Annotated in this window: 23 protein-coding genes; 21 read left to right on the top strand and 2 right to left on the bottom strand. The window is 36.6% G+C overall.

Annotated features, from left to right (window positions below):
* The first annotated feature begins 37 nt into the window (after nucleotides 1–37).
* Both KEM10_RS22390 and KEM10_RS22385 read left to right on the top strand, forming a co-directional pair.
* The gene (locus KEM10_RS22390) at nucleotides 38–586 is read left to right on the top strand and encodes a DJ-1 family glyoxalase III (protein ID WP_212220083.1); all 549 of its coding nucleotides are present in this window, start codon (nucleotides 38–40) and stop codon (nucleotides 584–586) included.
* A gap of 346 nt (nucleotides 587–932) precedes the next feature.
* Complete coding sequence (locus tag KEM10_RS22385; protein ID WP_212220080.1) at nucleotides 933–1,415, top strand: hypothetical protein; 483 nt, start codon at nucleotides 933–935, stop codon at nucleotides 1,413–1,415.
* 301 nt (nucleotides 1,416–1,716) lie between these two features.
* Here the strand turns inward: KEM10_RS22385 and KEM10_RS22380 are convergent, their stop codons facing one another.
* Nucleotides 1,717–2,385: a hypothetical protein gene (locus KEM10_RS22380; protein ID WP_212220076.1), complete on the bottom strand. Its 669-nt coding sequence runs from the start codon at nucleotides 2,383–2,385 to the stop codon at nucleotides 1,717–1,719.
* Nucleotides 2,386–2,673: 288 nt separating this feature from the next.
* Here KEM10_RS22380 and KEM10_RS22375 point away from each other — a divergent pair, with 288 nt between their 5' ends.
* Nucleotides 2,674–3,909, top strand: coding sequence for an FAD-binding domain-containing protein (locus tag KEM10_RS22375; protein WP_212220072.1), 1,236 nt, complete (start codon nucleotides 2,674–2,676; stop codon nucleotides 3,907–3,909).
* Here KEM10_RS22375 and KEM10_RS22370 read toward each other — a convergent pair.
* Nucleotides 3,906–5,060: a BamA/TamA family outer membrane protein gene (locus KEM10_RS22370; RefSeq protein ID WP_212220069.1), complete on the bottom strand. Its 1,155-nt coding sequence runs from the start codon at nucleotides 5,058–5,060 to the stop codon at nucleotides 3,906–3,908. The two genes, KEM10_RS22375 and KEM10_RS22370, sit on opposite strands and share 4 nt — an antisense overlap.
* A gap of 412 nt (nucleotides 5,061–5,472) precedes the next feature.
* On the opposite strand from KEM10_RS22370, the gene KEM10_RS22365 reads away from it, so the two are divergent.
* The 18 genes from KEM10_RS22365 to KEM10_RS22280 form a co-directional block, all read left to right on the top strand.
* Complete coding sequence (locus KEM10_RS22365) at nucleotides 5,473–6,651, top strand: DUF418 domain-containing protein (protein ID WP_212220067.1); 1,179 nt, start codon at nucleotides 5,473–5,475, stop codon at nucleotides 6,649–6,651.
* Nucleotides 6,652–6,982: 331 nt separating this feature from the next.
* Complete coding sequence (locus KEM10_RS22360) at nucleotides 6,983–9,241, top strand: S9 family peptidase (protein ID WP_212220065.1); 2,259 nt, start codon at nucleotides 6,983–6,985, stop codon at nucleotides 9,239–9,241.
* A gap of 143 nt (nucleotides 9,242–9,384) precedes the next feature.
* A complete protein-coding gene (locus KEM10_RS22355) occupies nucleotides 9,385–10,776 on the top strand; it encodes an aminopeptidase P family protein (protein WP_212220062.1) in 1,392 nt (463 codons plus the stop codon).
* Between the two features lie 10 nt (nucleotides 10,777–10,786).
* Entirely contained in the window at nucleotides 10,787–11,749 is a 963-nt protein-coding gene (locus tag KEM10_RS22350) for an ornithine cyclodeaminase family protein (protein ID WP_212220059.1), read from the top strand.
* Between the two features lie 16 nt (nucleotides 11,750–11,765).
* Nucleotides 11,766–12,467 (top strand): VIT1/CCC1 transporter family protein, encoded by a 702-nt coding sequence (locus tag KEM10_RS22345; protein WP_212220056.1) that lies wholly within the window; start codon nucleotides 11,766–11,768, stop codon nucleotides 12,465–12,467.
* Between the two features lie 12 nt (nucleotides 12,468–12,479).
* Nucleotides 12,480–13,520, top strand: coding sequence for a proline racemase family protein (locus tag KEM10_RS22340; protein ID WP_212220053.1), 1,041 nt, complete (start codon nucleotides 12,480–12,482; stop codon nucleotides 13,518–13,520).
* A gap of 335 nt (nucleotides 13,521–13,855) precedes the next feature.
* Complete coding sequence (locus tag KEM10_RS22335; RefSeq protein ID WP_212220050.1) at nucleotides 13,856–16,306, top strand: TonB-dependent receptor; 2,451 nt, start codon at nucleotides 13,856–13,858, stop codon at nucleotides 16,304–16,306.
* 17 nt (nucleotides 16,307–16,323) lie between these two features.
* Nucleotides 16,324–17,580: a hypothetical protein gene (locus tag KEM10_RS22330; protein ID WP_212220047.1), complete on the top strand. Its 1,257-nt coding sequence runs from the start codon at nucleotides 16,324–16,326 to the stop codon at nucleotides 17,578–17,580.
* Nucleotides 17,581–17,645: 65 nt separating this feature from the next.
* Nucleotides 17,646–18,860, top strand: a complete 1,215-nt coding sequence (locus tag KEM10_RS22325) for a PepSY-associated TM helix domain-containing protein (protein ID WP_212220044.1) — start codon at nucleotides 17,646–17,648, stop codon at nucleotides 18,858–18,860.
* Nucleotides 18,861–19,598: 738 nt separating this feature from the next.
* Nucleotides 19,599–20,270, top strand: a complete 672-nt coding sequence (locus KEM10_RS22320) for a TMEM175 family protein (protein ID WP_212220041.1) — start codon at nucleotides 19,599–19,601, stop codon at nucleotides 20,268–20,270.
* Nucleotides 20,271–20,314: 44 nt separating this feature from the next.
* Nucleotides 20,315–20,452, top strand: a complete 138-nt coding sequence (locus KEM10_RS25035) for an NUDIX hydrolase (protein WP_212220099.1) — start codon at nucleotides 20,315–20,317, stop codon at nucleotides 20,450–20,452.
* 58 nt (nucleotides 20,453–20,510) lie between these two features.
* Nucleotides 20,511–21,044, top strand: a complete 534-nt coding sequence (locus KEM10_RS22310; protein ID WP_212220038.1) for a thioredoxin family protein — start codon at nucleotides 20,511–20,513, stop codon at nucleotides 21,042–21,044.
* Between the two features lie 87 nt (nucleotides 21,045–21,131).
* Nucleotides 21,132–22,148, top strand: a complete 1,017-nt coding sequence (locus KEM10_RS22305) for an arabinan endo-1,5-alpha-L-arabinosidase (RefSeq protein WP_212220035.1) — start codon at nucleotides 21,132–21,134, stop codon at nucleotides 22,146–22,148.
* 351 nt (nucleotides 22,149–22,499) lie between these two features.
* Nucleotides 22,500–23,033, top strand: a complete 534-nt coding sequence (locus tag KEM10_RS22300; protein WP_212220032.1) for a thioredoxin family protein — start codon at nucleotides 22,500–22,502, stop codon at nucleotides 23,031–23,033.
* A 271-nt stretch (nucleotides 23,034–23,304) separates the two neighbouring features.
* The gene (locus KEM10_RS22295; protein ID WP_212220029.1) at nucleotides 23,305–23,685 is read left to right on the top strand and encodes an HU family DNA-binding protein; all 381 of its coding nucleotides are present in this window, start codon (nucleotides 23,305–23,307) and stop codon (nucleotides 23,683–23,685) included.
* 393 nt (nucleotides 23,686–24,078) lie between these two features.
* Complete coding sequence (locus KEM10_RS22290; protein ID WP_317196700.1) at nucleotides 24,079–24,333, top strand: tyrosine-type recombinase/integrase; 255 nt, start codon at nucleotides 24,079–24,081, stop codon at nucleotides 24,331–24,333.
* A 124-nt stretch (nucleotides 24,334–24,457) separates the two neighbouring features.
* On the top strand, nucleotides 24,458–25,372 hold the full coding sequence (locus KEM10_RS22285) for a hypothetical protein (protein ID WP_212220027.1): 915 nt from the start codon (nucleotides 24,458–24,460) through the stop codon (nucleotides 25,370–25,372).
* A 423-nt stretch (nucleotides 25,373–25,795) separates the two neighbouring features.
* Nucleotides 25,796–26,190, top strand: a 395-nt coding sequence (locus KEM10_RS22280) for a hypothetical protein (protein ID WP_212220024.1), incomplete at its 3' end; no start/stop codon positions are given.

Genomic DNA, 26,190 nt, shown 5'->3' with positions numbered 1-26,190 from the left:
ATTATCTACTTTTAAGAATTCATAAAAGAGAATAAAAATGGAACATGTAGCACTTTTTTTAGCCGATGGATTTGAAGAAATTGAAGCTCTTACACCTGTAGACGTCCTGCGCAGAGCTGATATTAAGGTTAGCACTATATCAATAAGTAATTCACTGGAAGTTACCGGATCACATCAGATAGTTGTTAAAGCAGATAAAGCTTTTGATGATGTGAATTTTGATGATTTTACATGCGCGGTTCTTCCCGGAGGAATACCTGGTGCCATAAACCTGAAAGAGCACAAACCATTAAATGAGGTATTACAGAAATTTGCGGAGGAAGGAAAGTTTATTGGAGCCATATGCGCTGCTCCTATTGTACCTGGATCGTTAGGTTTGGCAAAAAATAAAAAAGTTACTTGTTACCCCGGTTTTGAAGATCAATTAACTGAAGCCGAATACACAGGTAATCCTACCGAAGTTGATGGACAACTAATAACCGGAAAAGCAGCCGGTGCCTCAATGGCTTTTGCTTTACAATTAGTTGAGATACTATCTGGTACAGAAAAGGCTAAAGAAGTGGCAGACAAAATGTTTGTTCAGTAACATACAATAAAAAAAAGGATTTCATACCGTTGCATGAAATCCTTTTACTAACCTAACCCAAATCTATGAAAAAAAATCATTTACCTATATCCAATATCTGTGCCAAAAAAATCTCTTCTCTAGGCTTCAATTGTTAATTTATGGTAAATAGAATTTAAAACTCAAAACAGGCTCTATATCTTATGTACTCTGGCATAATTGTTTTTTTAAACCAACTTTATAAAACAATTAGATAGTTGCTGCGTTTGTTAAACAAAGGATCCTAATTATTGATGAAATTTAAGATTTTAATACTTTTGTAGATTCATTCAACATTGAATGAACACTAACAATAATCAAAAACAAAATGAAGAAGCAAATTTTAATCGCTGTTATGGCGATATTTAGCGTGGGTGCTTTTGCCCAGGTTAACGACAACGCAATTGGTTTACGTTTTGGAGGTGGTAACTTTTTTGGAGCTGAAATCAGTTATCAGAAAGGCTTATCAAACATCAACCGCTTAGAAGCTGACCTTGGTTTGTATTCCTATTCTGATGGTAGTGGTTTCAACCTGGCTGGTATTTACCAATGGGTTTGGAATATAGATGGTGGTTTCAACTGGTACGCAGGTCCGGGTGCTGAAATAGGTAGCTGGAGTTACAAAAGCAGTGTTACTGATGATGGTAATTCTGGTTTTTATCTAGGTATTGGTGGTCAGGTTGGTGTTGAATACAATTTCGACGAGATTCCATTGATGCTTAGTGTTGACACCCGCCCAATGATTGGTTTAGCTAATAGTTACAACAGTTTTAACTTTGGTTTGGCTCTGGGTGTTAGATATGTATTTTAATTATACTCAATATTACTACAGAAGGTCGGATGTTATTTCCGGCCTTTTTTTATCCCCCCAAAAAAAGAGGGTGCCCAGAAACCAATTCTGCAAATAAAGATTCTTTCTAGATTGTAACTTTACTTTCATTACACCCCACCAAACCCTGCCTACAGCAGGCAGGCTCCCCTAAAAGGGAGGCTTAAGTCCCCTTTAGCGGATTTAGGGGTTGCATAAAAGTGATATTGTATTACAAATTGAAATAATCCTTGTTTAGATATTTAGCGTTTGAACACCCTCTTTAAGCAGATTAATTATTCAATTAAAACTCGAACTCAGTTTCAATTTCTTGCTCCTGATCATCAATGTCAGTGTATTTAATAATTAAGGCTGATCCTTCAGCAATATCAGCATCAATAGTAGCCAAACTAAATTGTGCAATAGAAGATAATGCAGAAGTTCCATTATCCTTATTTACATCATAAACTAAAGTTAAAACTACGATACCTTCTTCTTCATCGTATGAAGCATTATCGAAAGACAACTCACAAACATGAGAAGATTTCCCTCCGATATAATCCAAACTTAAGGTAACAATACCATTGTCATCAACCATTACTTCAGACACATCAACACCATCATTTGCACCAGATACATCATCAGCATCAACAACTTTCTCGATTTGAGTATATTCAATAGCTTTCAAATTTACGTTAATACCTTCACCCACTTCCGGTGTTTGAGCATACTCTAAAGTAAACCAGGCATAATCAGCCATTAAACCAGCATCTTGGGCAGTATTTTCAACAATAGTATATAAAGTTCCGTCTAAAGCTCTTACACTCTGACCGTCATATTGTGCAGTTTCTGCCATTAAGACAATACCAATCAACTCGTCTTCATCTTCAATTGGAGTTTTGTCATCATCGCTACAAGCTACCATAAACATACCTACCAAAACAGCTAAGAATCCATACTTGAAAAAATTCATTTCTTTAAATTTTAATTGTTAATAATAATTCCTGTTCGATTTTTTATTTCATGATTTTAGGTAGATATATTCTCTTAGATGAGCCTAACGTTTATGAGTTGCGTCTGTTTTTAGTATTTTTTTTACATCTGTTTCATGTTTTTTCATAATCACATGAAATACTGTTTTTTATCCTTTCATTTAATTATAAAACCGCCTTGACAATAAGAAAACGACCAAATTAATGAAGCAAACAATGAACGAAACACAGATTAGTGTGTTTAATAATTTCAACAAATACATAAACAAATGCAGCCTATTATTTATTGGTTCAGAAACGACCTTCGATTATACGATAACAAAGCACTAAATCAGGCTCTGGAATCAAAGCATCCAATTATTTTTATTTATATAATCAACAAAGAATGGTTTAAGAAAGGAACATTAGGCTTTAATAGAATTAGTACCTTTCGTTTGAATCACCTTTATTCAAGTCTTAATCGTTTACAAAAAGAACTACAATCGAGAGGTTCTGATCTTTATATTTTCAAAAACAATCCACTTTCAACCATTTCTAAATTAGCTCAACAAACCCGAGCTAAAGCAGTATATGCACATCATGAATACGCCTGGTATGAGCTGGAGGAAGAGAAAGCTATAAATAAAGTTGTACCTCTTCATTTAACCTGGGGAAATATGGTTTATCCACCGGATCAGGTTCCGTTTACCCCCGATGTAAGTCCGTATTACTACACCAAGTTTATGAAAAAGGTAATAGACCTGCCTCCTGCTACCATTGTGTCGGAAATAAAGTCGATAAATAGCTTTAAAGGAGAAATAACATTAGAAACGTTTAAATTGCCCGAGACTAACAATACTGTTTCGCCTTTGGAGTTAATGAGCAATTATTTGAACAGTAACGCCTTTGAAGAATATTATTATTCGCGCGAGCTTTTTGAAGGAGATCATTATTCCAGCTTTTTATCTCCTTATCTGGCAGATGGTAGTTTATCAGCCAATGTATTATATCAGGAGTTGAATAATAAACTGAAAGAAAATCCTCGATTGGAAGCTTCTGTTGACAAGTTAAAACTGCAATTGATATGGCGGGATTATTACCGTTTCTTATTTCTTCGGTACGGTAGAAAGCTATTTTACCGACATGGAATACGAAATAAAAACCGGGACAGGTATGACGACATGGAAGCTTTTCTGCAATGGAAAAATGGAAAAACCGATCATCCGCTTGTTAATGCTTTTATGAATGAATTACGAACCACAGGTTTTTTATCCAACAGAGGCCGAATGTTGGTATCCTATTACCTGGCAAAAGTATTACAAGTTAACTGGCTTTGGGGAGCTCAATGGTTCGAACATATTTTAATTGATTACGAAGTATGTAATAATTATGGCAACTGGGCTTACCAATCAGGTGTTGGTACCGACAGCCGCTTTAACCGTAGTTTTAATCTGGATAAACAAATAGAAAAGTTTGATCCTCGAAGAGTTTATCTTGCCCGATGGGCCAATAAAAGCAATTCTTAAAAGGCTTCTGTCATATTAAAGTAAAAGAGAGTTTGATTATTAAGAGGATCACGACCAATATCAACACGAAAGTTCATTCTTGGCTGCACCTCAATACGCAAACCGGCTCCAAAATTAGGCAACAAATTATTAACATCAACAAATTTATCACTTACTGATCCAACGCCTCCCCATGTAGCAAAACCAAAGCGAGACAATAGCTTGCGCATCCTGGTATCATCGCCAAAATTAAACATATGACGATATTCAGCCAACGCATACATAGCATTTCTATCTCGGTAATGTCCCAGATAATATCCACGCAGATCAAATGGCGACCCAACCATCGACAAATCAGATATAGGAACTGTACCTGAGGTAAAGTTTCCGTTTACATTCCATGCCAGCACTCTTCTATCTCCTAAGAACTTTAATTCCTGAAACTGGCGGTAATCAAAACTATAAACACCAAAATTATAGGTACTACCTAGTGCTTTAAAATAGTTTGTAGTGCTAAACTCTAATAATACACCGGAATAGGTATTGGCTGGAACATCTCTGGTATCATAACTAAAATTCAATCCCAAACCTACGTTCGTATTTTTTAAACCATTTTCATCCCCTCCCTGAGCTATATAATCAGGATCTTCCAGTACACCTTCACTTATGCTTTTCATGTTAGAATACTTAAAGTCAACCGATCCCCCCAGAAAAATATCTGTTTCTTTATATCGAAATAAAAGAGTTGGATTAAATCTGAAACTTTCCATGCGGTATTCTGTCGTATTCTCTCCTCTGTCAACCGTTGAATTGGTATCGTAACCTACCCCATAATAATTTTCTAATGCATTCTTGTATATGGTAACACCAAATATCCGAAACCGATCCTGATTAAAAAACAATTGAGGTCGAAGCATTACCATTCCACCTCCATTGGTCATATAAGCAAAGGAAAAAGGTAAAACCGAACGCTTAAGTAATGTATCCTGTGGATTTGTTGAAAGTGTTACCAAAGCACTACCTCCAATAACTACACCAAAATCGGGCGTATAACCCGGTCCGCCAAGTATACTGAATCGAACATTTTTTTCCACTTTTGTTGTGTCGTTCTCTTGTGCTGTCATCAGTTGACTAAAGATGGTTAAACTGATCAGCACTAAAAATCTAAACATTCTATTCATTTTGTTTCGTTGCTTCATAATTGGTAATTCATTGATATCACTCTCTCAAAATACCTCTCTTCTATAACCCTAAAGGCTTTATTTTATTACATTACAATACATTTTGTCGATATAAATGTACAACGGATGAATTTTTACTACAGCTCAAATAATGCATCGTGTATTTAATTTCTGTCACTCCTTACAATAAAAATTATGCCATACTTTTCTCGTTCTAAAGAGAAAGAATCAAAGATATGATATAGATACTTTGTTATTAGATAATTCCGCCGGGTGTAATGTTCCGATTCAGTAAATAAGAATGTTTAACAATTAGATTAAACCAGGTGATACTGAATTTTAATCTATACTTGTACATAATGTAAACTCTCTCTATTTTCGTGGCCCAAAATAAAAAACAGATATGCAAAAGAAAGGGCGAATAGAAGTAGTAGATTCACTAAGAGGCTTTGCGGTAATGGCAATAATGCTTTTACATTGTTTAGAGCGCTTTAACCTCTATATCTTTCCTTCGAAGGATACTCTTTCATCCTGGATGATAAGTTCAGATCAAGCTATTTGGGATACTTCTTTTTTTCTGTTTGGAGGTAAGGCTTACGCTATATTTGCCTTGTTATTTGGTTTTACCTTTTATCTGCAAAACACAAAAAGTAAAAGAAACCATATCGATTTTGGTAAAACGTTTCTTTGGCGAATGCTTCTACTGGTAGGTTTTGCCTTTTTTAATGCGCTATTTTTTCCGGGAGATGTATTACTTCTTTTTTCGGTGATGGGTGCATTTTTAGTTTTGGTTCGCAAATCATCACCAAAAACTATCCTTTGGCTATCGCTCTTCTTTTTGATGCAACCCATTGAACTGATTCAATTTATTGTAAGTAAATTCAACCCTGATTTTACAACCCTGCAAGAGTTTGCATCCGGTATTGTGAGAACACATATGGGAGCTTTAAAAAGTCAGGTTCGCGAAGCAGGAGTTTTTACTTCTATCTGGAATAATTTCTACCATGGTCAGATTTTTAGTTTTATGTGGGCTGTTGGAAACGGCAGATGGATTCAAACTTTAGGCTTATTTTTATTGGGTATATACCTGGGTGAATCACAACTTTTTGCCCAAGCCAATCAACGTAAAAAAACGTGGAGACGCGTTTTAATCATTTCTATTGTATCCTTTATTCCTCTTTACTACATTACCGATATAGCGGATGTTGATTATTCGGCTATAGCTGCACGAACCATAGCCAATGCCATTACCATGTGGAAGAACCTTGCTTTTACAGCCGTTTTGGTTTCATTGTTTGTATTACTATATCAAACACCGTTTCAAAAAGTTCAGAAACAATTACATAACTATGGTCGGATGAGTTTAACCAATTACATTAGTCAATCGGTATTGGGCTTTATCCTCTTCTTCCCTGCTCTTGGAAATCTTTCTCCTATCATTTCAAACACCTATGCTCTATTGCTTGGCGTTGTGCTTTTTGTTTTGCAACTGACGGCCTGCAATTACTGGTTAAAAACACATAAACAAGGACCATTGGAAGCTTTGTGGCATAAAGGAACCTGGATGTTTGCACGCAAATAACCAAGCCACTTAGCCCTATTACCTGTTTTGTTATATAATTTGATCAGTTTTGTGCCATTTTATTTAAGGCTTCTCTCCTTATAAAATTGTATTTTTTCATAAATTGCGCAAACCTATTTCAAATGCATGACTGAACCGAATAAAAACGATAAACAAACAATTAAAAGGGGTATATTTTCATACCCTTGTCATGTAAATTGTGATTTTCCCAACCCACACACCCTAATCTTTTTATACGGCCACAGCAAAGGACTTTTCGAATGCTGGATTTATTAGATTAAATCAACCAACCACGCATAATCAATTCCAGCAATAAATAATAAACAAATCAATGAAACACTTAATAACCTTAGTGCTTGTAGCACTTTTGTATCAACTATCAAATGCACAAGTTGATACCACTGATTATCAAAGAGCAGAGAAATTTCTCTCTACCAATCTTTCAAAAAAATACTATACTTATTGGGTTTCACCTCATTGGGATAAAGACCAGAATATTTTGTGGTATAGCAATTATACTTCCAAAGGAACCGAATATGTGAAGGTAAATATGAAGACCTTACAAAAGGAGGAATTATTTGACCACGTTGAATTTGCCAAACAACTTTCAGAACAAACAGATACAGAAGTATCGCCTTATTCCTTACCTGTTTGGATAAAAGGAATAAATGAGGACGGTTTGATTAAGTATTCGTATAAAAAAAAGAATTACACTTATGATAACACAACCAATACTATAACAGAAGTCGATACACCTGACAAAAACCCAAGAAATTACAGCCAGTCACCCAATAAAAAAATAACACTATTAATAAGTGATTATAATGTGTGGTTGAAGAAGGATGAGCAAGACTCTGTTCAGATTACAACAGACGGAACGCAGAAGAATGGCTATGGAGTTACACCGTCGTGGATGTCGGTTAAAAACATTGAGGACGAAGGAGATCATCTGTTAGATATGGATATCAATTGGAGTCCGAATAATCGCTTTGCTATCATTGGACGATACAACAGAACCAATGCCCGTAACCTATATTTATATAAATCGCTTCCCGAAAAAGGAAACCGTGCCGAGGTATACAGCTACGAGCGTCCGCTGGCCGGCGACTCATTAACAGCCACCATCGAATACTATCTTTTTGATGCTGAATCGAATAGTATTAAGTCAATGGATTTTGAACCGATCACCACTTTTTTAACCTATGGTTTTCGCTGGGATACTAAAGGCAACAAGGCCTATTACATGAAGTATAAAAGAGGCTATCAATCAATGGATATCACCGAGGTAAATATGCTTGATCTGTCAAAACGTACTATTTATACCGAGTCGGCTTCCACCTATGTTGATCCAATGACCAGTGTATTTAAATTACTGGATGATGGAAGTTTTCTATTTGTTTCTGAAAAAGATGGATGGAATCACATTTATCGATACAGCACCCAAACTGGTGAGTTATTAAACCAAATTACCAAAGGTGAATATGTGGTTAGAAGCATAGAGCATGTGGATACCAAATCAAAAACCATCTATTTTACGGCCGGAGGAAAAGAGAAAGACACAGATCCCTATTTACCAATGTTATACAGCGTTAAATTCAATGGTCAATCAGTAAAGCTGTTAACACCCGAAAAAGCGGAACATTCTATTTCTATTTGGGCTGATAAAAATGTATTTGTCGATAACTTCTCCACCATTCAGGAGCCTAACATTGCCGTATTGCGTAGCCTGAAAGATGGCAGAGTATTGAAGACCTTGGAACAAGGCGATGCCTCTGAAATAATAAAAATGGGTTGGCAGGCACCTGAACCATTCAAAGCTAAAGGACGCGACGGCAAAACAGATATTTATGGCGTAATATATAAACCTGCCAACTTTGATCCATCTAAAAAGTATGCCATCATAGAAGGAACCTACAGCGGACCACAAACCATTCGCGCTCCTAAATCCTTCCGAAGAGGGTTATTGAATGACGATACTCCATTAGCTCAACTGGGATTTGTTCTTATCAATATTGATGGCATGGGATCGGCTTATCGAAGCAAAGCCTTTCATGATGTATCGTATAAAAACCTTGGCGATATAGGTGGACCGGATAAAATAGTTGTAATGAAAGAACTGGCTCAAAAATATTCGTGGATGGATACTACACGTGTTGGCATATTTGGACATTCAGCAGGTGGATACGATGCAGCACGCGCATTACTTGCCTACCCAGAATTTTATAAAGTAGGTGTGGCAGCAGCCGGTAATCACGACCATCGTGCAGCTAAAGCCTGGTGGCCGGAATTATACATGGGTTATCCTGCTGGTGCTAATTACGATGAGCAATCCAACTATTATAACGCCGATAAGTTACAAGGCCATCTGATGCTGATTCATGGTGATATGGATCAAAATGTAAATACAGCGTCATCCATGCGATTTGCAGCAGAATTAATCAAAGCCAATAAAGATTTTGAACTATTGATTATTCCTGGCAAAGACCATAGTTCTACCTATTACGACAAATATGTGATTCGTAAACGCTGGGATTATTTTGTGCGTTACCTGATGGGTGTTGAACCGCCTAAAAATTATAAAATAAAGTAGCTGTAGCATATTTTCACTTACAAGAACTACTAAAAAACTCAAAGAACGGTTCGCTATGAATAAAAATTATAATGATCTGTTCTTATATTGCAGAAGTAAGTTTATCAAATCTTCTGCCTGTTAAACCATTAAACTACAAAATCATGTTTAAAAAAGAGACTTATATAAATCGCCGCCAACAACTGGCTCAAGATGTTGAAAAAGGGATCATCCTGTTTATTGGAAATTCTGAAAGTCCCATGAATTATGCCGATAATACCTATCACTTTCGTCAGGACAGCAGCTTCTTGTATTTCTTTGGCATTAACCATCCCGATGTGGCAGCCATTGTAGATGCCGAAAGTGGTGAATCAATAGTATATGGTAATGATTACACCATCGACGATATTGTTTGGATGGGTGATCAGCCAACCATTGCCAGTCGTTCGGCCCAATCCGGGGTTACTCAAAGTGGTACCATCGATCAGTTAAAAGCCGATTTACAAAAAGCACAAAGTCAGGGAAGAAAAATCCATTTTCTACCATTATATCGTGCCGAAAGCCAGATTAAGCTTTTTCAATGGATAGGCATATTACCAGAGCAAGTTAAAGAAAAAGCTTCGCTGGAATTGATTAAAGCGGTTATCAAACAACGTAATTATAAGTCGGAAGAAGAGATTGTTGAAATTGAAAAAGCAGTTAACACCACGGTTGATATGCACCTTGCTGCCATGCGCATAGCTCGCCCGGGAATGCAAGAAGCGGAAGTAGCCGCTGAGGTAGAACGAATTGCCATTGCTGCCGGTGGTCAGATTTCATTTCCTGTTATCGGAACCATCAACGGACAAACTTTGCACAATCACTACCATGGCAACACTTTAAAAGAAGGTGGAATGTTTTTGTTGGATGCAGGTGCTGAAACGGCCATGGGCTATGCCGGCGATATGTCCAGTACCTTCCCGGTAAACAAAACTTTTTCTTCAGAGCAAAAAGAGATTTATCAGGTTGCGCTCAACTCTCATAATAAAGCCATTGAATTGCTAAAGCCAGGTGTACCATTTAAGGATATCTATTTCGAATCGGCTCGTGAGATTATGCGCGGCATGAAAGACCTTGGCTTTGTTACAGGTGATATTGAAGAAGGAATTGCCGAAGGCGCTCATGCCATGTTTTTTCCTTGCGGTTTGGGGCATATGATGGGACTGGATGTACATGATATGGAAGACCTGGGCGAACAATATGTTGGCTATCACAAGGAAGCTAAAAGTACACAGTTTGGACTAAAGTCGTTACGCTTGGCACGTAAACTCGAACCCGGTTTTGTATTAACCATTGAGCCAGGCATTTATTTCATTCCTCAGTTAATCGATTTATGGAAAAACGAAAAACGTTTTCAAAAGTATCTTAACTTCACTAAATTAGAGCAGTTTAAAAATTTTGGTGGATGTCGTAACGAAGAGGACTTTTTAATTACTGAAACAGGAGCTCGATTATTGGGTAAACCTCTTCCTAAATCCATTGAAGATGTGGAAAACGAACGATTAAAAGCATTTTAACCAGTTCATTATGAAAATAATCTCAGGGGAAATCATTGAATCAGCCGCCCAACCGCACCATTGGATTGATGCCATGGAAGTGGCTCTGCAAACTTTTAATGATGCCGATTATAAAACTCCGGATCGCATGCATGTGCATATGGATGATAACACCTTACTGGTGATGCCATCGGTAGGCCCTGACTTATTTTCAACCAAATTGGTCTCGATATTTCCTGCTAATGCCGATAGAGAATTGCCTGCCATTCAAGGCTCATTAATTTTAAATGACGGAGCAACCGGGGAAACTCTGGCATTATTCAACGGGGCTAAATTAACCGCCATGCGAACTGCTGCTGTAGCTTGTGTTGGCATTCGTCATTTATCCGATCCCATGGCTCAATACCTGGGAGTGATTGGTGCAGGAGTTCAAGGGCAACACCTGGCATGGATGGCTTCTCATGAACGCGATTTGGAAAGGGTTTACTTTTATGATCCTTCACACCAAAAGGTGATGGAATTTATGCAATTTATGCATCAACACTGCCCTGATGTTGAAGTTGCCCCCTGCGAAGATGAGCAACAGGTAATTACCAACTCTGAGATTGTTTGTACAGCCACTACCTCTAAATTGCCGGTTCTACCTAATCTGGAAGATTTATTGTTAGGTAAAACATTCGTTAGCGTAGGATCCTATAAACCTGAGATGCGTGAGATTTCAGAATCTGTTTACCGATTAATTGATACGGTATGGATCGATGCTGAGCAAGCCAAACTGGAAAGCGGCGACTTAATTCATCCTATTGAAAACGAATGGATAAAACCGGAACAAATCAAACATATTTCAACATTAATACAACAGCCCAACGAACTGGGTTTTAAAGAAACACGATTATTTAAGAGTGTGGGACATGGTGTTTTCGACCTGTTTGCAGCCAAACTGATATACCAGATGGCAGAAGAAAAGGGATTGGGAACCGACATCGCTCTTTAAAAGTATCTGACCTATAATGATTACAATTGATAACTATTTAGACAACCATTACATTGGTAGAAGTAACTGGTTGAGAGCCGTTGTGTTGGGCGCCAACGACGGTATCATTTCCGTAGCAAGCCTTTCAATTGGTATTGCTACAGCAGCTACTTCACGCGAAACCATAATATTGGCCACAACAGCGGGTGTAGTAGCAGGTGCCTTATCGATGGCAGCCGGCGAATACGTATCAGTCAGTTCTCAAACCGATATTGAACAAGCTGATATCAAACGCGAAGCTCAGGAACTGAAAGACTACCCTGAAAATGAATTAAAAATACTTTCGCAGATATACGAACGCAGAGGGCTGACAAAAGAAACGGCGCAGCAAGTAGCAAAAGAATTAACTGAACATGATGCTCTGGGAGCTCACGTGCGAGACGAATTGGGAATTAATGAAATCACTCAGGCCAATCCTATTCAGGCAGCATTGGCCTCAGGAGCAGCCTTTACCGCAGGAGGTTTATTACCATTAATTGTTGCCCTTTTGGCGCCGGTTAAACAAATGGAATACTACCTGTATGCCTTTACCATTGTTTCATTGGTGTTATTAGGTGCAACATCAGCCAAAACCGGTGGATCGAGCATTACCAAAGCGGTTCTTCGAATTGTTATTTGGGGAACCATAGCCATGGGATTATCTGCATTTGTAGGGTATTTATTTGGAGTAAATGTGTAAAAAATATCATTAATGATTAACCTTGATAAATGGCAATGGCAGCCTCCTGAAGATTGGTTGCAAATCAAAACCATTGATTTGCATACAGGAGGAGAACCTTTGCGCGTTGTTTATCAAGGATTACCAAACATTGAAGGCTCTACCATATTAGAAAAACGAAGGTTCTTCAAAAACAATCTTGATCATATCAGAACAGGTATCATGTTTGAACCTCGTGGTCATGCCGATATGTATGGAGCCATTATTACCGAACCAACTTCAACCAATGCCGATTTTGGCACCTTCTTCATGCATAATGAAGGTTATAGTACCATGTGTGGACATGCCATTATTGCGCTAACCAAGTTAGTTTTTGATACAGGTATGATCACCAAAGATGGGGATACACCGGAATTACTAATTGATGCTCCTCCGGGACAAATACGAGCGAAGGCCTTCCGAAAAAACAATATTGTTGAAAAAGTGAGCTTTTTAAATGTTCCTTCGTTTGTTCTATATCAAAATGAAAGTTTAGTTATTGAAGGAATAGGACAAGTGCAGTTTGATATAGCATTTGGCGGAGCTTTTTATGCATTGGTAGATGCCGATCAATTAAATCTGAAACTAACATCCGATAACTACAATCAACTAATCCATTGGGGAAGAAAAATTAAATTAGCTATCATAAAAAAGTACCCCATCACCCACCCTTTTGAAGATGATTTGAGCTTTTTATATGGTAGCATTTTTACAGGTAAAGCCCATACCCCAAATCATCATAGTCGCAATGTTTGTATTTTTGCCGATGGTGAAGTAGATCGCTCTGCTACAGGATCTGGTGTAAGTGCCCGGGCAGCTCTTCATTATGCTAAAGGAGAATTGCAACTGAATGAAACGATAACTATTGAAAGTATTTTAGGAACCACAATGGATGTTAAGGTTTCAGAAGAAACCACTTATGGCACTTTTCCAGCCCTCATTCCTGAAGTAAGCGGCACAGCACATATCACAGGTAAGAATGAATTCTGTTTTGATCCCAATGATCCGTTAAAAGATGGATTTATTTTTAGGTAAACTGTAATCTTCACATTACACCTCTACCCTATTTTAGGGATATGTAAATTCTAACTTTTCTTCACTTTTTTCTCATATATTTAATATCAGTTCACTCCAGATATCATTCCTTTTCTCCTATTAAAATCAGTGTATCTATCTAAATACTAACTCTTATCCATTTTATAAAATAATTATTTACACAAATCTTACATTATCATTTCTTACGATGTTTTTTACTTTTTTTGGATTCCTTTACTAAACGCAATTCCCCATCTACTAAATAAAACCACAATTAATAGGGATTGATTGATGACTGCTTCTTCTATTGTTTTGCATAAACAAAAAAAACCGGGATGAAGAACAGTATTTTTCTTTTTATTTTCTACATAAGTTCTCAAATCATCATTGCAAATAATCCAGAGAAAACGATCAATGGAAAAGTGATTGATGAAGATAACAATCCCATACCTTTTGCCAACGTTTATATCGAAAACTCAACAATAGGAACAAACAGCTCTGTTGATGGCTCTTTTATATTAAGCGACTTCACTCATAAAAAGGTCATTCTTGTTGTTAAAAGCATAGGGTATACCGAAAAGAAAATTCCCGTAGACTTTTCAAAATCCAATTCCATTTTATTAAACATTAAACTTGAAGAAGAAAAAATTGGCCTGAACGAGGTGGTTGTAAAAGCCGAAACCAAGGCTACTCAGATAAACAAAAGCGGATTTGCAGTTACTTCTGTTGATGTAAAACCACTGGAAACACGCCCCTTGGAACTAAATGATGTATTGGAACAAACCCCCGGGCTAAAAGTACGTCGAGATGGTGGATTAGGATCGCAAACCACCTTTAACCTCAATGGTATGAGCGGTCGGGCTGTACGAATTTTTATTGACGGAGTTCCAATGGAAAGCTTTGGTTCGTCTTATTCCGTTAATTCTATTCCGGTTTCGCTGATCGAACGTGTTGATGTCTATAAAGGTGTTGTTCCGGTTGAGTTGGGCAACGATGCACTGGGAGGTGCCATTAACATTGTAACCAAGCAACTGAATCCAAACGATAAAAAAAACATTTTCAACGGTAATGCTTCTTATCAATATGGCTCATTTAACACTCACCGGGGCGATGTAATTGCCAACTGGAGAAATGGTAAGAGTGGACTGACTAGCCGATTGTCAATGTTTTATAATTACTCTGACAATGATTATAAAGTATGGAGCGATGAAATAAAAATTCGCGATTACAACGAGTTTTTACCGGATGGAAGCCGCAATCCCAACTACCTAAAAGTAGTGGAGCAAGGTGTTAAAGTACGACGCTTCCACGACGCTTATAAAAGTAAAGGAGCCAAATTTGATATGGGTGTAACAGGTAAAAGATGGGCCGATCAGTTATTGTACTCCATCAACCTATCAGACGATTACAAAGAACTTCAGCACGGCCCCAGGATGATTAAACCATATGGTGAGCGATTTACCGAAAGTAAAACCATTGCTCACAGCATTAAATACCTGAAAAAGGATTTATTCATTGATAATCTAACCTTTTCGCTTGATGGACAGTATTCACTATCGCAACGAAGCGTTGTAGATACCACTACTAACAATTACAATTGGTATGGAGAAATTATTCCACCGGTAGCAGGTGTTACTCCGGTTCCGGGCGAAGCAGGAACAGCAACTTTAAATGTAGATGACAACGAAAACTATGTAGCCCGCGCATCGGCTCAATATCAGTTTAATCAACAACACAGTTTAGGAGTGAATTACTCTTACAATCGCTATGTACGTTCTTCTGACGATGAAATGCAGGCTGCCGAGTTACGAAATTATGGTTCAACCAATACTATTACAAAACAGATTGCCGGTGCTACTTATCAACAAATATTGTTGGACGAAAAACTTCGCAATTCATTCTTTGTAAAATATTACAATAACCTGTTGGAGCAACACCGCATTGAGCAAAGCGGATCAACTTACGACACACTTAATTTCCGCCGCCCTGACGATAATTGGGGTTATGGAGCAGCATCATCGTACGAATTAAACGACAGAGTACGCATCAACTTTAGCATAGAAAAAGCCATACGGCTGGTTAATACCAATGAAGTATTTGGTAATGTATCTGATGAAATTGTGGCTTCAACCGATCTTGAACCCGAAAAAAGTATGAACGTTAATCTGGGAGGAATATTTGCACTCCATCGCGATGGATTAACTGAACTGAGTTTAACTACCAACTTATTTTTACGTGATACTTATGACCGAATTCGCCGAAACATTATTGTAAGTGGCGACGATAGTTACTCGGTATTTCAAAATATTGGGCATGTTAACTCAAAAGGTATTGAAGCTCAATTAGATTATAAAATTGCTCAGAAGTGGCATTTTATGCTTCAGGGCTATTACCTCGATTCTCGGTTTTTGGAAAAGTACTCATCCAATGGATCAGAAAATCTGAATTATAAAAGTAGAGAACCTAATATGCCTTACCTAACGGCCAATGCCAGTGCCAGCTATAATCTGGGCGACCTGTTCAGACAAGGTGACTTTATAAACATAGCTTGGTATAGCTCATACATCCACGAATTTGATTTCGACTGGAGTATCATCGGAAATCAAAACAAACCCGTGGTACCCACACAATTCATTAATGATGTAAGCATTAGTTATCGCTTTGCCAACAGACGAACAACATTGGCGGTGGATGCCCGAAACATTTTTAACACCATGGCTTTCGACAATTTTGCTGTTCAAAAGCCAGGGGCCTCTATAGCCGCTAAATTTTCATATCGTTTCTAACAATTAAAAAATATACCATGATTAAATCAAAACTGTTTTATTCAATAATGTTATTAAGTGCAGCATTTACATTTAGTGCCTGCGAAGATGAATCAAACGGAACTAAACCCGGAGAAGACACTGGTAAAACATTCCACATTGGTGCTAAGTTTGATGATGATGATAGCCAGGTGTTTCTTGCCTCTACCAATAACCTGGAAGAAGGTTCTTTGTCATTCGTTAATAACGGTTACCACCTGAACCCGGTGCGCTCAGCTCGTGTATTCACCGATAATAGTGATAACATATATGTATTTAATTACGGTGGTGGTGATTTGCAACGTTTAACCTGTACTGATGGAATTTATACCAAGGTGGATGATATTGATGTTACCAATGTTATGGGAGGTACTGCCCATGTTCGCCCCTGGAAGATCAATGAAGAAACTATTCTAATTCATAATATTAATGCTGAAGACATTGAGGATTCAGGCAACGGCGTAATTAAAAAACCGTTAATGTATTCAGTTAATATTGATATTCCGGCACTATCGATTCATTCAACCATGGAAACCTGGGAAATTGAACCCACCGAATGGGATATCGAAAACCAGGCTTATCCTTTTAGAGTGGATGCTCCAACCGTTTTGGATAACAAAATTTACTACGGAGTAGGTCGTCGGTTGTTTGATGGAGATGCTGATATTAAATTAACCGGAATGCACACCATTGTATTAGATTATCCGTCACTGACAAATCCTAAATACATCCGTACCGAAAAAGGACATGGTAACACCAACGGTTACAGAGGCGAAAACATGCATGCCATTGATGGATATGTTTACCAGGCTAACCGTGCTGCCAGTGCCGAAGATGCAACCATGTTACTTCGTTTGCAAGATGGTGAGTATGACGAAGACTGGGAATTTAATATTACCGAAGCATTAGGTAGAGCTTTTAACACCAATAACTGGTATCACGCAGGTAATGGTATTTGTTATATGAGTGCTCAGTTTTTTGATGCTGCAGATGAAAACAACGATTGGGGTGTCATTCGTATCGACATCTATAATAAAACAGCTATTCAAATGAATGTGCCTATGAGCGACCTTTTCGGTTATCAGCAAGTAAAAGTAATTGATGATAAAATGTATATGGCCATTAGTCCGGTTGGAACCTCAGGCGCCAGTGAACCAGCCATTTATATTTTTGATGTTAATTCCGACGATCCTGATGCAGTAACGAAAGGTATGACATTAGATAGTGGAAATATTTTTGTCGAAGGTATTTATTAATAGTCTGTTGTCTTCAAAAAGAAGGGCTTTGCTATTTAGCAAAACAACAACCTTAAAATCAACAAATGAATATTTTACATGCGCTTTTCCGAAAGCGAAGGAAAAACGAAAATATCATAAAATACATCTTATTCCTCCTCCACATGTGGGGAGGAATTTGTATTGGTTTAGTAATAACATTTATTGCTGCAACCGGAGCTATTTATGTTTTTAAAACCGAGATAGAAGATTTTAGTGCTCGCCAATTCATTAATCGCGATAAAGAGACCGATAAGAAAGCTTCTTTAAAATTAGTAGCCACCCATTTTATTAATGAGTATCATACCAACCCTTCCCGCTTTGTAATTCCTGAGGAAAATGATAAAAACATTAGAATTATTGGTGGTGGACGAGGCTCAAAGCAGGTGATTGCCTTTGCCGATAGAGAAACAGGCGAAATAGTAGGAACCGCCTCTTCTGGTGTTAGTGAGTTTTTCTGGACTATCTTTCGTTTGCACAGATGGTTCAATGCCGAAAATGTTCAATTCTACAAGCAGATTGTTGGAGGAGCTACAGTAGGCTTTTTGTTCTTTATTATTTCAGGTATTGTTTTATGGTGGCCCATCAAGGGCAAGAAAAAACCTTTTAAAAACAAGTTTAATGCCCGGCTCAAATATGGATTTCAGGTATTTAACCGTGACTTTCATATTAACTTTGGCGCTATGGCCTCTATTGGCTTGCTGTTAATAACCTGGACTGGTATCTACTTCACTTATCCTACAGTGCGAGAAGTAACCATCGGTATTTTTCAGACTAAAACAGAAAAAGAAGAAGCCAAACAGCAAAAGATCGAAAGAGAAAAAATGGCTAAAAACAATCCTGGATCAAAGCAGCGCCGCCCCCCAAAAAACATTAACGATAGTATATTTACCACTATCAATTATGAGGTAATGCTTGATGCCGCTCAACAAAAACTCAATTACAAAGGAGATATTAATTTTGTTTTTCCGGGGCATCACTTTTCGGATATTACCATTCGTAAAACCAATACAAAAAGCTTTTTAGGTGCTGTATTACACGACGACATTACCTTTGATGAAACAGGTAAGTATAAAGAAACCAAATTATGGTCGGATAAAACAACAGCTCAAAAGGTAAGGTCACTGATAAAAAGCCTCCATACCGGTGAAATATTAGGTCTGAAATCCAAATTTCTGTATTTCTTATTGGCTTTGTTTGCAGCCTACCTCCCCATTAGCGGATATATAATGTGGATTAAAAAGATACGTGTGAATTACTAATGCGAATCAATAGTTCAAATTGTTATATAGCAAAGTTCAACCCACTTTCGGGGTTGTATCATTAGTCAAATAGTCACCCCGCGCTCCATACGAGGCTATTATTGTTAATGTCCTTTAGACATTTTCAAATCCTGAAAGGATTTAATAAGAATAGCCACGGGTGGAACCCGTGGAATATGAGCGTATTATAAAGGAACCCCAAAGTGGGTTCAACTGTTGATTCGCATTACTAGTAAATTTATTGCTCAATTATATACTATCATTTGAAAGAGGGTGTCCAAAAACTAAACATCAAAACAACGTTTGTTTCAATTTGTAATAAAATATCACTCTATGTTACCCCTAATTGGCTTTGCCGATCTTCGATTCCCCTGAAGGGGACTTAAGCCTCCCTTTTAGGGGAGTCTGCCTGCTGCAGGCAGGGTTTGGTGGGGTATAATGAAAGTAAAGTTACCATTTGAAAGATTCCTTATTTGCAGAATCACTTTTTGGACACCCTCTTTTTACATCTATACACAACTACATTTAAGAAGTATTTCAAAAAAATGGCTACGGAATATTCTATTTTTTGAGTGAATTTGATACATTTATCCTTTCGATAGTCATTCTCAGCTAACAAAAATCTTTTTAAGTCTTTATTAAAAAATCCATTACGGGATAGTTTGCTACATCCCTATTGAGCGAGTTACACCGGTGTGTATTAACATATACCCATCTCATAAACAAGCTAATAAATCTATGAAGAAGTATATTACAAAAAACAATGACAAAGAAGAGTTTCAGGTATCAAGATTGGCATCGTTAAGTGACGGTGTTTTTGCATTTGCCATAACATTACTGGTTATCGACGTTAAAATGCCGGCATTAAACATCCAACCTATTACAGATGCCATCTTATGGACAGAATTAAAAAATCTGACACCCAAATTCATTGGCTTTACTGTCAGTTTTTTCGTAATAGGTATGTATTGGTTGTCGCATCACCGTGTATTTAAATTTGTTACTTCGGTGAATTCAAAACTACTGTGGAATAATTTATTATTTCTAATGCCCATTGTACTCATGCCGTTTAGTACTTCTTTCTTTACCGAACATTTTATCGGATCATTGAAAATACCATTCACGGTGTACACCTTTAATATTTGTTTTGCCGGATTTTTCTGTTTTAAGCTGTGGAAGATTATTGGAAACCCTAAATATAAATTAAGCAGCAACCCTGATAAAGTAATTGTTAATTATAACTTAAGCAGGGCTTTGATAGTACCAATATCATTTATCATCACCCTGTTATTCTCTTTTATTACCGGCTGGGCGTATTTCTTACCCATATTAATCTTTTTTGTGCCTAAGCTGATAACCAAGTACTATACAAAAAAGTATCCGGTTGTTATGAGTGAACATTATCGTTAGAGTTTTTCAGATAAAACAAAAAAATAGAATGACTTAAAACAGGAATCGGAGTCATTTTAGAAAATACGAATAACGAAATTCTTACTTATAAACGAAAAGGATTTCATGCTCCTGTCTTTTCAATAGCGAAGGGGCATCTCAAAGAAGGCGAGACTTTTAAAGAAGCAGTTGATAATATTTAACAAAAGCTGTCGTTTATCAATATATAGTATCTTTTTAATCAACCTAAATGAAACTACTATGTATAAACAAATTATCATTGCATTCTTTCTATACATTTCATTTGCCACTTTGGCTCAGGACGGCATTCAATTCTACAACGAGAATAATGTAGCTGAAGCTGTTGAAAAAGCAACCAATCAGGATAAATTACTATTTATTGTTTGCTGTGCCCAATGGTGCCGACCTTGCAAAGAACTTACTAAAGATTATTTTCCGTTAAAAGAATTAGGCGATTTTTATAATCCACGTTTCATAAATGTGTATTTAGATATGGACACCCCTATGGGACAAAGATTTAAAAAAGCGTATAATGTAGGAAAGTACCCAACTGTGTTTTTTATCAATTCAAACGGAGATATTGTGAATACGTTTAATGATTACGACTTTATTGAACAAGCAAAAAAAGCTTTGCAGAATAAAATGACCGGTTACAAACAAACCACTCCCTTTCCATCTTTAAAGGAACAAGATGGTTTTTTAATTCAAATTGATCCACCTGTGGATACTATCCCTTCCTTACCGATCATTATTAACACTTCTATAAACTTATAGAGACTAAGTTTATCTTGAACAGATGTATTGAGCTATAATGACTTTCGATAGTTTTTTTTATCTTTGGTCATCATTAAAAAATCTGCTATGAATAAATCTTATTTCTTACTGATTATGATAATCAGTTTGTTGCTTTCTATATCAGCTAATGCGCAACGAAGACACTTTCGTGATTTAACCGGCAAAACCTTCCCTCTGGATTCCATACGATCACACGACCCGGTTATTATCAAGCAAGATTCGGTTTACTATGTTTTTGCCACAGGCTTTGGTATTAGCGTTATTTCATCTACCGATATGGAAAACTGGACCATCGAAAAACCGGTTTTTGCCGAAGCTCCAAAATGGGCTACCGAGGCTATTCCCGAATATCGTGGCCATACCTGGGCACCAGACATTAGCTATTTTAATGGACAATACTACTTGTATTATTCGGTTTCGGCCTTTGGTAAAAACACTTCATGCATAGGCGTTGCAACCAATAAAACACTGCATCCCTCCGACCCAGATTTTAAATGGGTAGATCATGGAAAAGTAATTCAATCCTTTCCGGGTAAAACCAACTGGAATGCCATTGATGGTAATCTCATTTTGGATGAAAACGATGCTCCATGGCTTTCGTTCGGTTCGTTCTGGGGCGGATTACAATTGGTACAACTGAGCGACGATGGTCTTTCGCCAGCCCAGGATATTAATACCTTTGCCACCATTGCCTCGCGTCGCACCAGTGATGAGGATCGAAGAGAAAACAGTATTGAAGCACCATTCATCTATCAAAAAGGCGACTATTACTACCTGTTTGCTTCCATTGATTTTTGTTGCCGGGGCATGAACAGCACTTATAAAATAATTATAGGACGATCGAAAACCATACAGGGGCCTTACCTCGATAAAGAAGGTAAACGAATGGATAAAGGTGGCGGTACCATTTTATTGCAAGGTAACGATCGCTGGGCAGGCGTGGGACATAACGGAGCAGCCCATATCGATGGCAAAGATATTCTGGTATATCATGGCTACGACAGACAGAACAACGGAGCTTCGAAGCTATTGATTAAGGAAATGAAATGGGTTGATGGCTGGCCCGTAATCGATCATCTGTAATCGAAGCCACCAATAATTACAACAAAGCAATTTCAAATTCTAAAAATACCGAAAGCCGACCAGATTATTTCTGAGTCGGCTTTTTAGTGTAAAAAGCACTTCTATCTTAAAAACAAAATTACATTGACGGCTACATAGTAGTTTTTTGAGTGAAATAGGTGGAGTGAATATCGAAAATTATCGGATTATCAATTAATACAAATGCTTACATGCAAACCAAAATAATCAACTAACTTTTAGATACTTTTCATTTAAGGATAATGTATGATAAAAAAGATGTGATAATATTTAATAAAAGCTACCGTTTATAAACATAGATATATTAAATAAACCAACCTAAATGAAACTACTATGTATAAACAAATTATTATTACAGTCTTACTATTCATATCATTTACCACTTTGGCTCAGGACGGCATTCAATTCTACAACGAGAATAATGTAGCAGAAGCTGTTGAAAAAGCAAACAATCAGGATAAATTACTATTTATTGTTTGCTGTGCCCAATGGTGCAGGCCTTGCAAAGAACTTACTAAGGATTATTTTCCGTTAAAAGAATTTGGCGATTTTTATAATCCACGTTTCATAAATGTGTATTTAGATATGGACACCCCTATGGGACAAAGATTTAAAAAGGCATATAATGTAGGATTGTACCCAACTATGTTTTTTATCAATTCCAACGGAGATATCGTGCATACTTTTACGGATTACGACCTTATTAAACAAGCAAAAGAAGCCTTACAAAATAAAATGACCGGCTACAAACGAACCACTCCCTTTCCATCTTTAAAGGAGCAAGATGGTTTTTTAATAGAAATTGATCCACCCGTGGATACTATCCCTTCCTTACCGATCATCATCAACACTGCCATCAGCTTATAAAGATTAGGCCCAAAATAAACTTTAACAATTATACACGGTTAAAAAGAGGATATTAAAACCATCAAACCTTAGCAAATATTTGTTCATACTATCATTTTGTTTATTGACAATAATTATATATATTCATTACCCAAATTAAAGCCACACATCATTTGTAACTTTCTATATTTATAAAGCATAGTAAAACAGCAAATGATAGAGGTTTTATTAATGTTTTAATTATTTAATATCCGGCACAAGCAATATATAATAACTTAAAAACAATTTTATTATGCCTGTACGATTTAAAGCTCAGGAAAGATCTAATCCTCAAAACAGAGAAGACAAAAAGTATTATGCTCAAGCTGTTCGTTTACGAACCATTAAACGCAAAGAGATTGAAGAAGAAATAGTTGCAAAAACAGCCCTAAGCAAGGCCGAAGCCCGGGGTGTTTTAGTTACTCTTTCAGACATTATCCGCAAAGAACTTATTGGTGGTAATGGTGTGAAACTCGAAGGTATTGGCACCTTTAGTGTAAGACTAAAAAGCGAAGGAGCTGCCTCGCCCGAAGAGCTAACTGCCAACCATATCGAGTCGGTAATAATTAACTATCGTGCCGACAGTGAACTGAACCAGGAAGTTAAAAATACCAGGTTTGAAAAAACGGTATAAAATACTCCCCTACAGTTGGTGCGCACCTCGCTCGAGTGAGGTGCGTACTAATTAAGAGTGAAGTGCGCACCAACCAACATACGAGGTACGCACTACGGTATAAGCAAGGTGCGCACCTTACATGCAGTGAAGTACGCACCTTGCTATTTTACCCTCTCTATCCGCAGACCAGCCTCCCTCCCAGCTGATGAAACTCTCAGGGCGTTGTTCGACACATTTATGTCGCTCAGTCTTTCTTTTCCACTCAAATACATTGTATTTATAGTATAGTTTATGCAAATAAACAGACTTACTGAATAGAGGTATCGCCAAGCCCGCACCAAGTCATATATTATTCATTTGCATATACTAACTCTTTTATTAATTTTGTTTACTATCATTTTAAAACTATTTGTGATACCAAAACCAACCATACAACTCAAAGCTGCCAAACACCGGCAACCGTTTAAACTATCTATTGGTTTTAAAAAAAGAGTACCGTCTCATATGCTTCGGCACAGCTTTGCTATTCATTTACTGGAGCAAGGAACTGATTTAAGATATATACAGGAGTGGCTGGGACATGCCAGTTCAAAAACAACAGATAGATATACCCATGTATCTAATTCTGATTTTAGCAAATTTAAAAATCCGATAGATGACTTATAAAATAACTTTGTCCACTTTACATACTATTTTGGACTTGTATATGGACAAAAGCAATACAATTAATAAGATATAAATGTACAAGGTATAAATACAAGTACGTTGGCAGCAAGCTAATAAATAGCACATGAAAAGATTAAGAAACAATTTCTTATTAATATTAGGTTTATTCGTATCAATTGCAGCAATTGGATATATAATATTTCAATTTCAGATTCAAGAAATCCCTGTGAATGTGGATACAAATAAACCAGATTTTCTGGATTTTTATTCTAGACTAGGAGATGCAATAGGAGGTTTTGCTGGTTCACTATTATCTTTTGCTTCTATACTTTTTGTTTTGCATACTATTAAAATTCAGAGATATGAATTAAAAGAACAAAAGAAAGAACTTTTTAACCAAAGAAAAGAATATATTGAAAATAAGACCATTACAGTAATTTATAAGGAATTCGATAGATGGAGTAAGGTGTGCGAGAACAACAATATAAGGTTAGAAAAGATTCTACAGCCTTATTTACCAACTGTAAATAGTTTTAATCTAAAATTAGTTAATGATAACTATAAAAATATCAATCAAGAAATAAATATTAGCTTATTAGAAGACTATAATAAAATATGCTTTAGACTATATAATATCTTATTTAATGATTCAGAAGAAGACTCTGAAAAATTAACCACTTTTTTGGACCGAGCAGAGATGCGAAATATTCTTTATACAATTGGTTCCTTATTTGAGACCACAAGAGTTTTTGGTATTCATGACACAATATTGTGTTATAGGCAAAATGAAAAAGACAATTCTATTCTTAAAGCTGAAAAAGAAATCTTGAAAAGCAAAATGAATTATATGGTCTTATTAAATCTAAAAATATTTGAATATCAATTGGACTGTATCCCTGTTGAAAAATCCGAATTTAATAAACGTATTCTTGAGATAGCTAATGAAAGGTTATTTGTATTCTACCAAATGGATGAGCTATCAAATAGAATAAAGAAGATAAATGATGAAATAGAAAAGCCAGCTGCCAACAATGTATAAAAAGTATATCCGAACGAAAAATAAATAATTTATATCAAGCTATATTACAGTAATATACAGAGGTTTTTAAGTGAGGTTTAAAAATTGCCTATCATACATTTTACTATACTTTTTGACGCAAAATAACGGAGAAAAAAGAAATTAATTTTTTTTGATTTTTTTTTCAATCAAGCCGTTTTTGCCTTCCATTTTTTATTTCAATTGCATTCATTCAGTTTTTTTACCAAAAAATTATTTTTGCAGCCAATGAAAATTATTTACCACAAAATTTTTGCTTATGGTTAAACTCATTGGTACAACGAAGAACGGCAGAAATAACCTTATTCAAAAAATAAGACTTATAATATGATGAAATGATGGAACTTTCGATTGAGCTTGAGAATAATCATAAGCCATTAATTTTTAAAAAATTAAAAGAAGCTTATGATGATAGAACAGAAAATTGTTGCGGAAAACTTTGAGAAAGATTGCCTTGCTGTATTTGAGAATTTACTGCAAGGCTACAGGAAGGCGAAAGAATCGACAGTTTGGGAATCCAAGATGGATAACCTTGTAGAGAAATTAACACATTTACCTACTGCTCCATTCCCTACAGAGTTAATGAAACTCTTTGATTATGATTTTCTCGTACAATCAGAAGATATAAATAGTATAATTGAAAAAGCCCTTATCGTAAGGGAACGGATGAAGCACACCAAAAGGTATGTTACCATCAATGAACGGTACTTCTCATTTTTATTTCTACCTCCAAATACTCACCTTAAAAGACTTGAAGTGTATAATAACGAAGGAGAACTTTGTTATTTACAGGTCGGTAA

It is taken from the genome of Carboxylicivirga linearis (assembly GCF_018271995.1).
In the GTDB taxonomy this organism is placed as follows: Bacteria; Bacteroidota; Bacteroidia; order Bacteroidales; family Marinilabiliaceae; genus Carboxylicivirga; species Carboxylicivirga linearis.
This window is presented reverse-complemented; position numbering and strand designations above follow the sequence as displayed.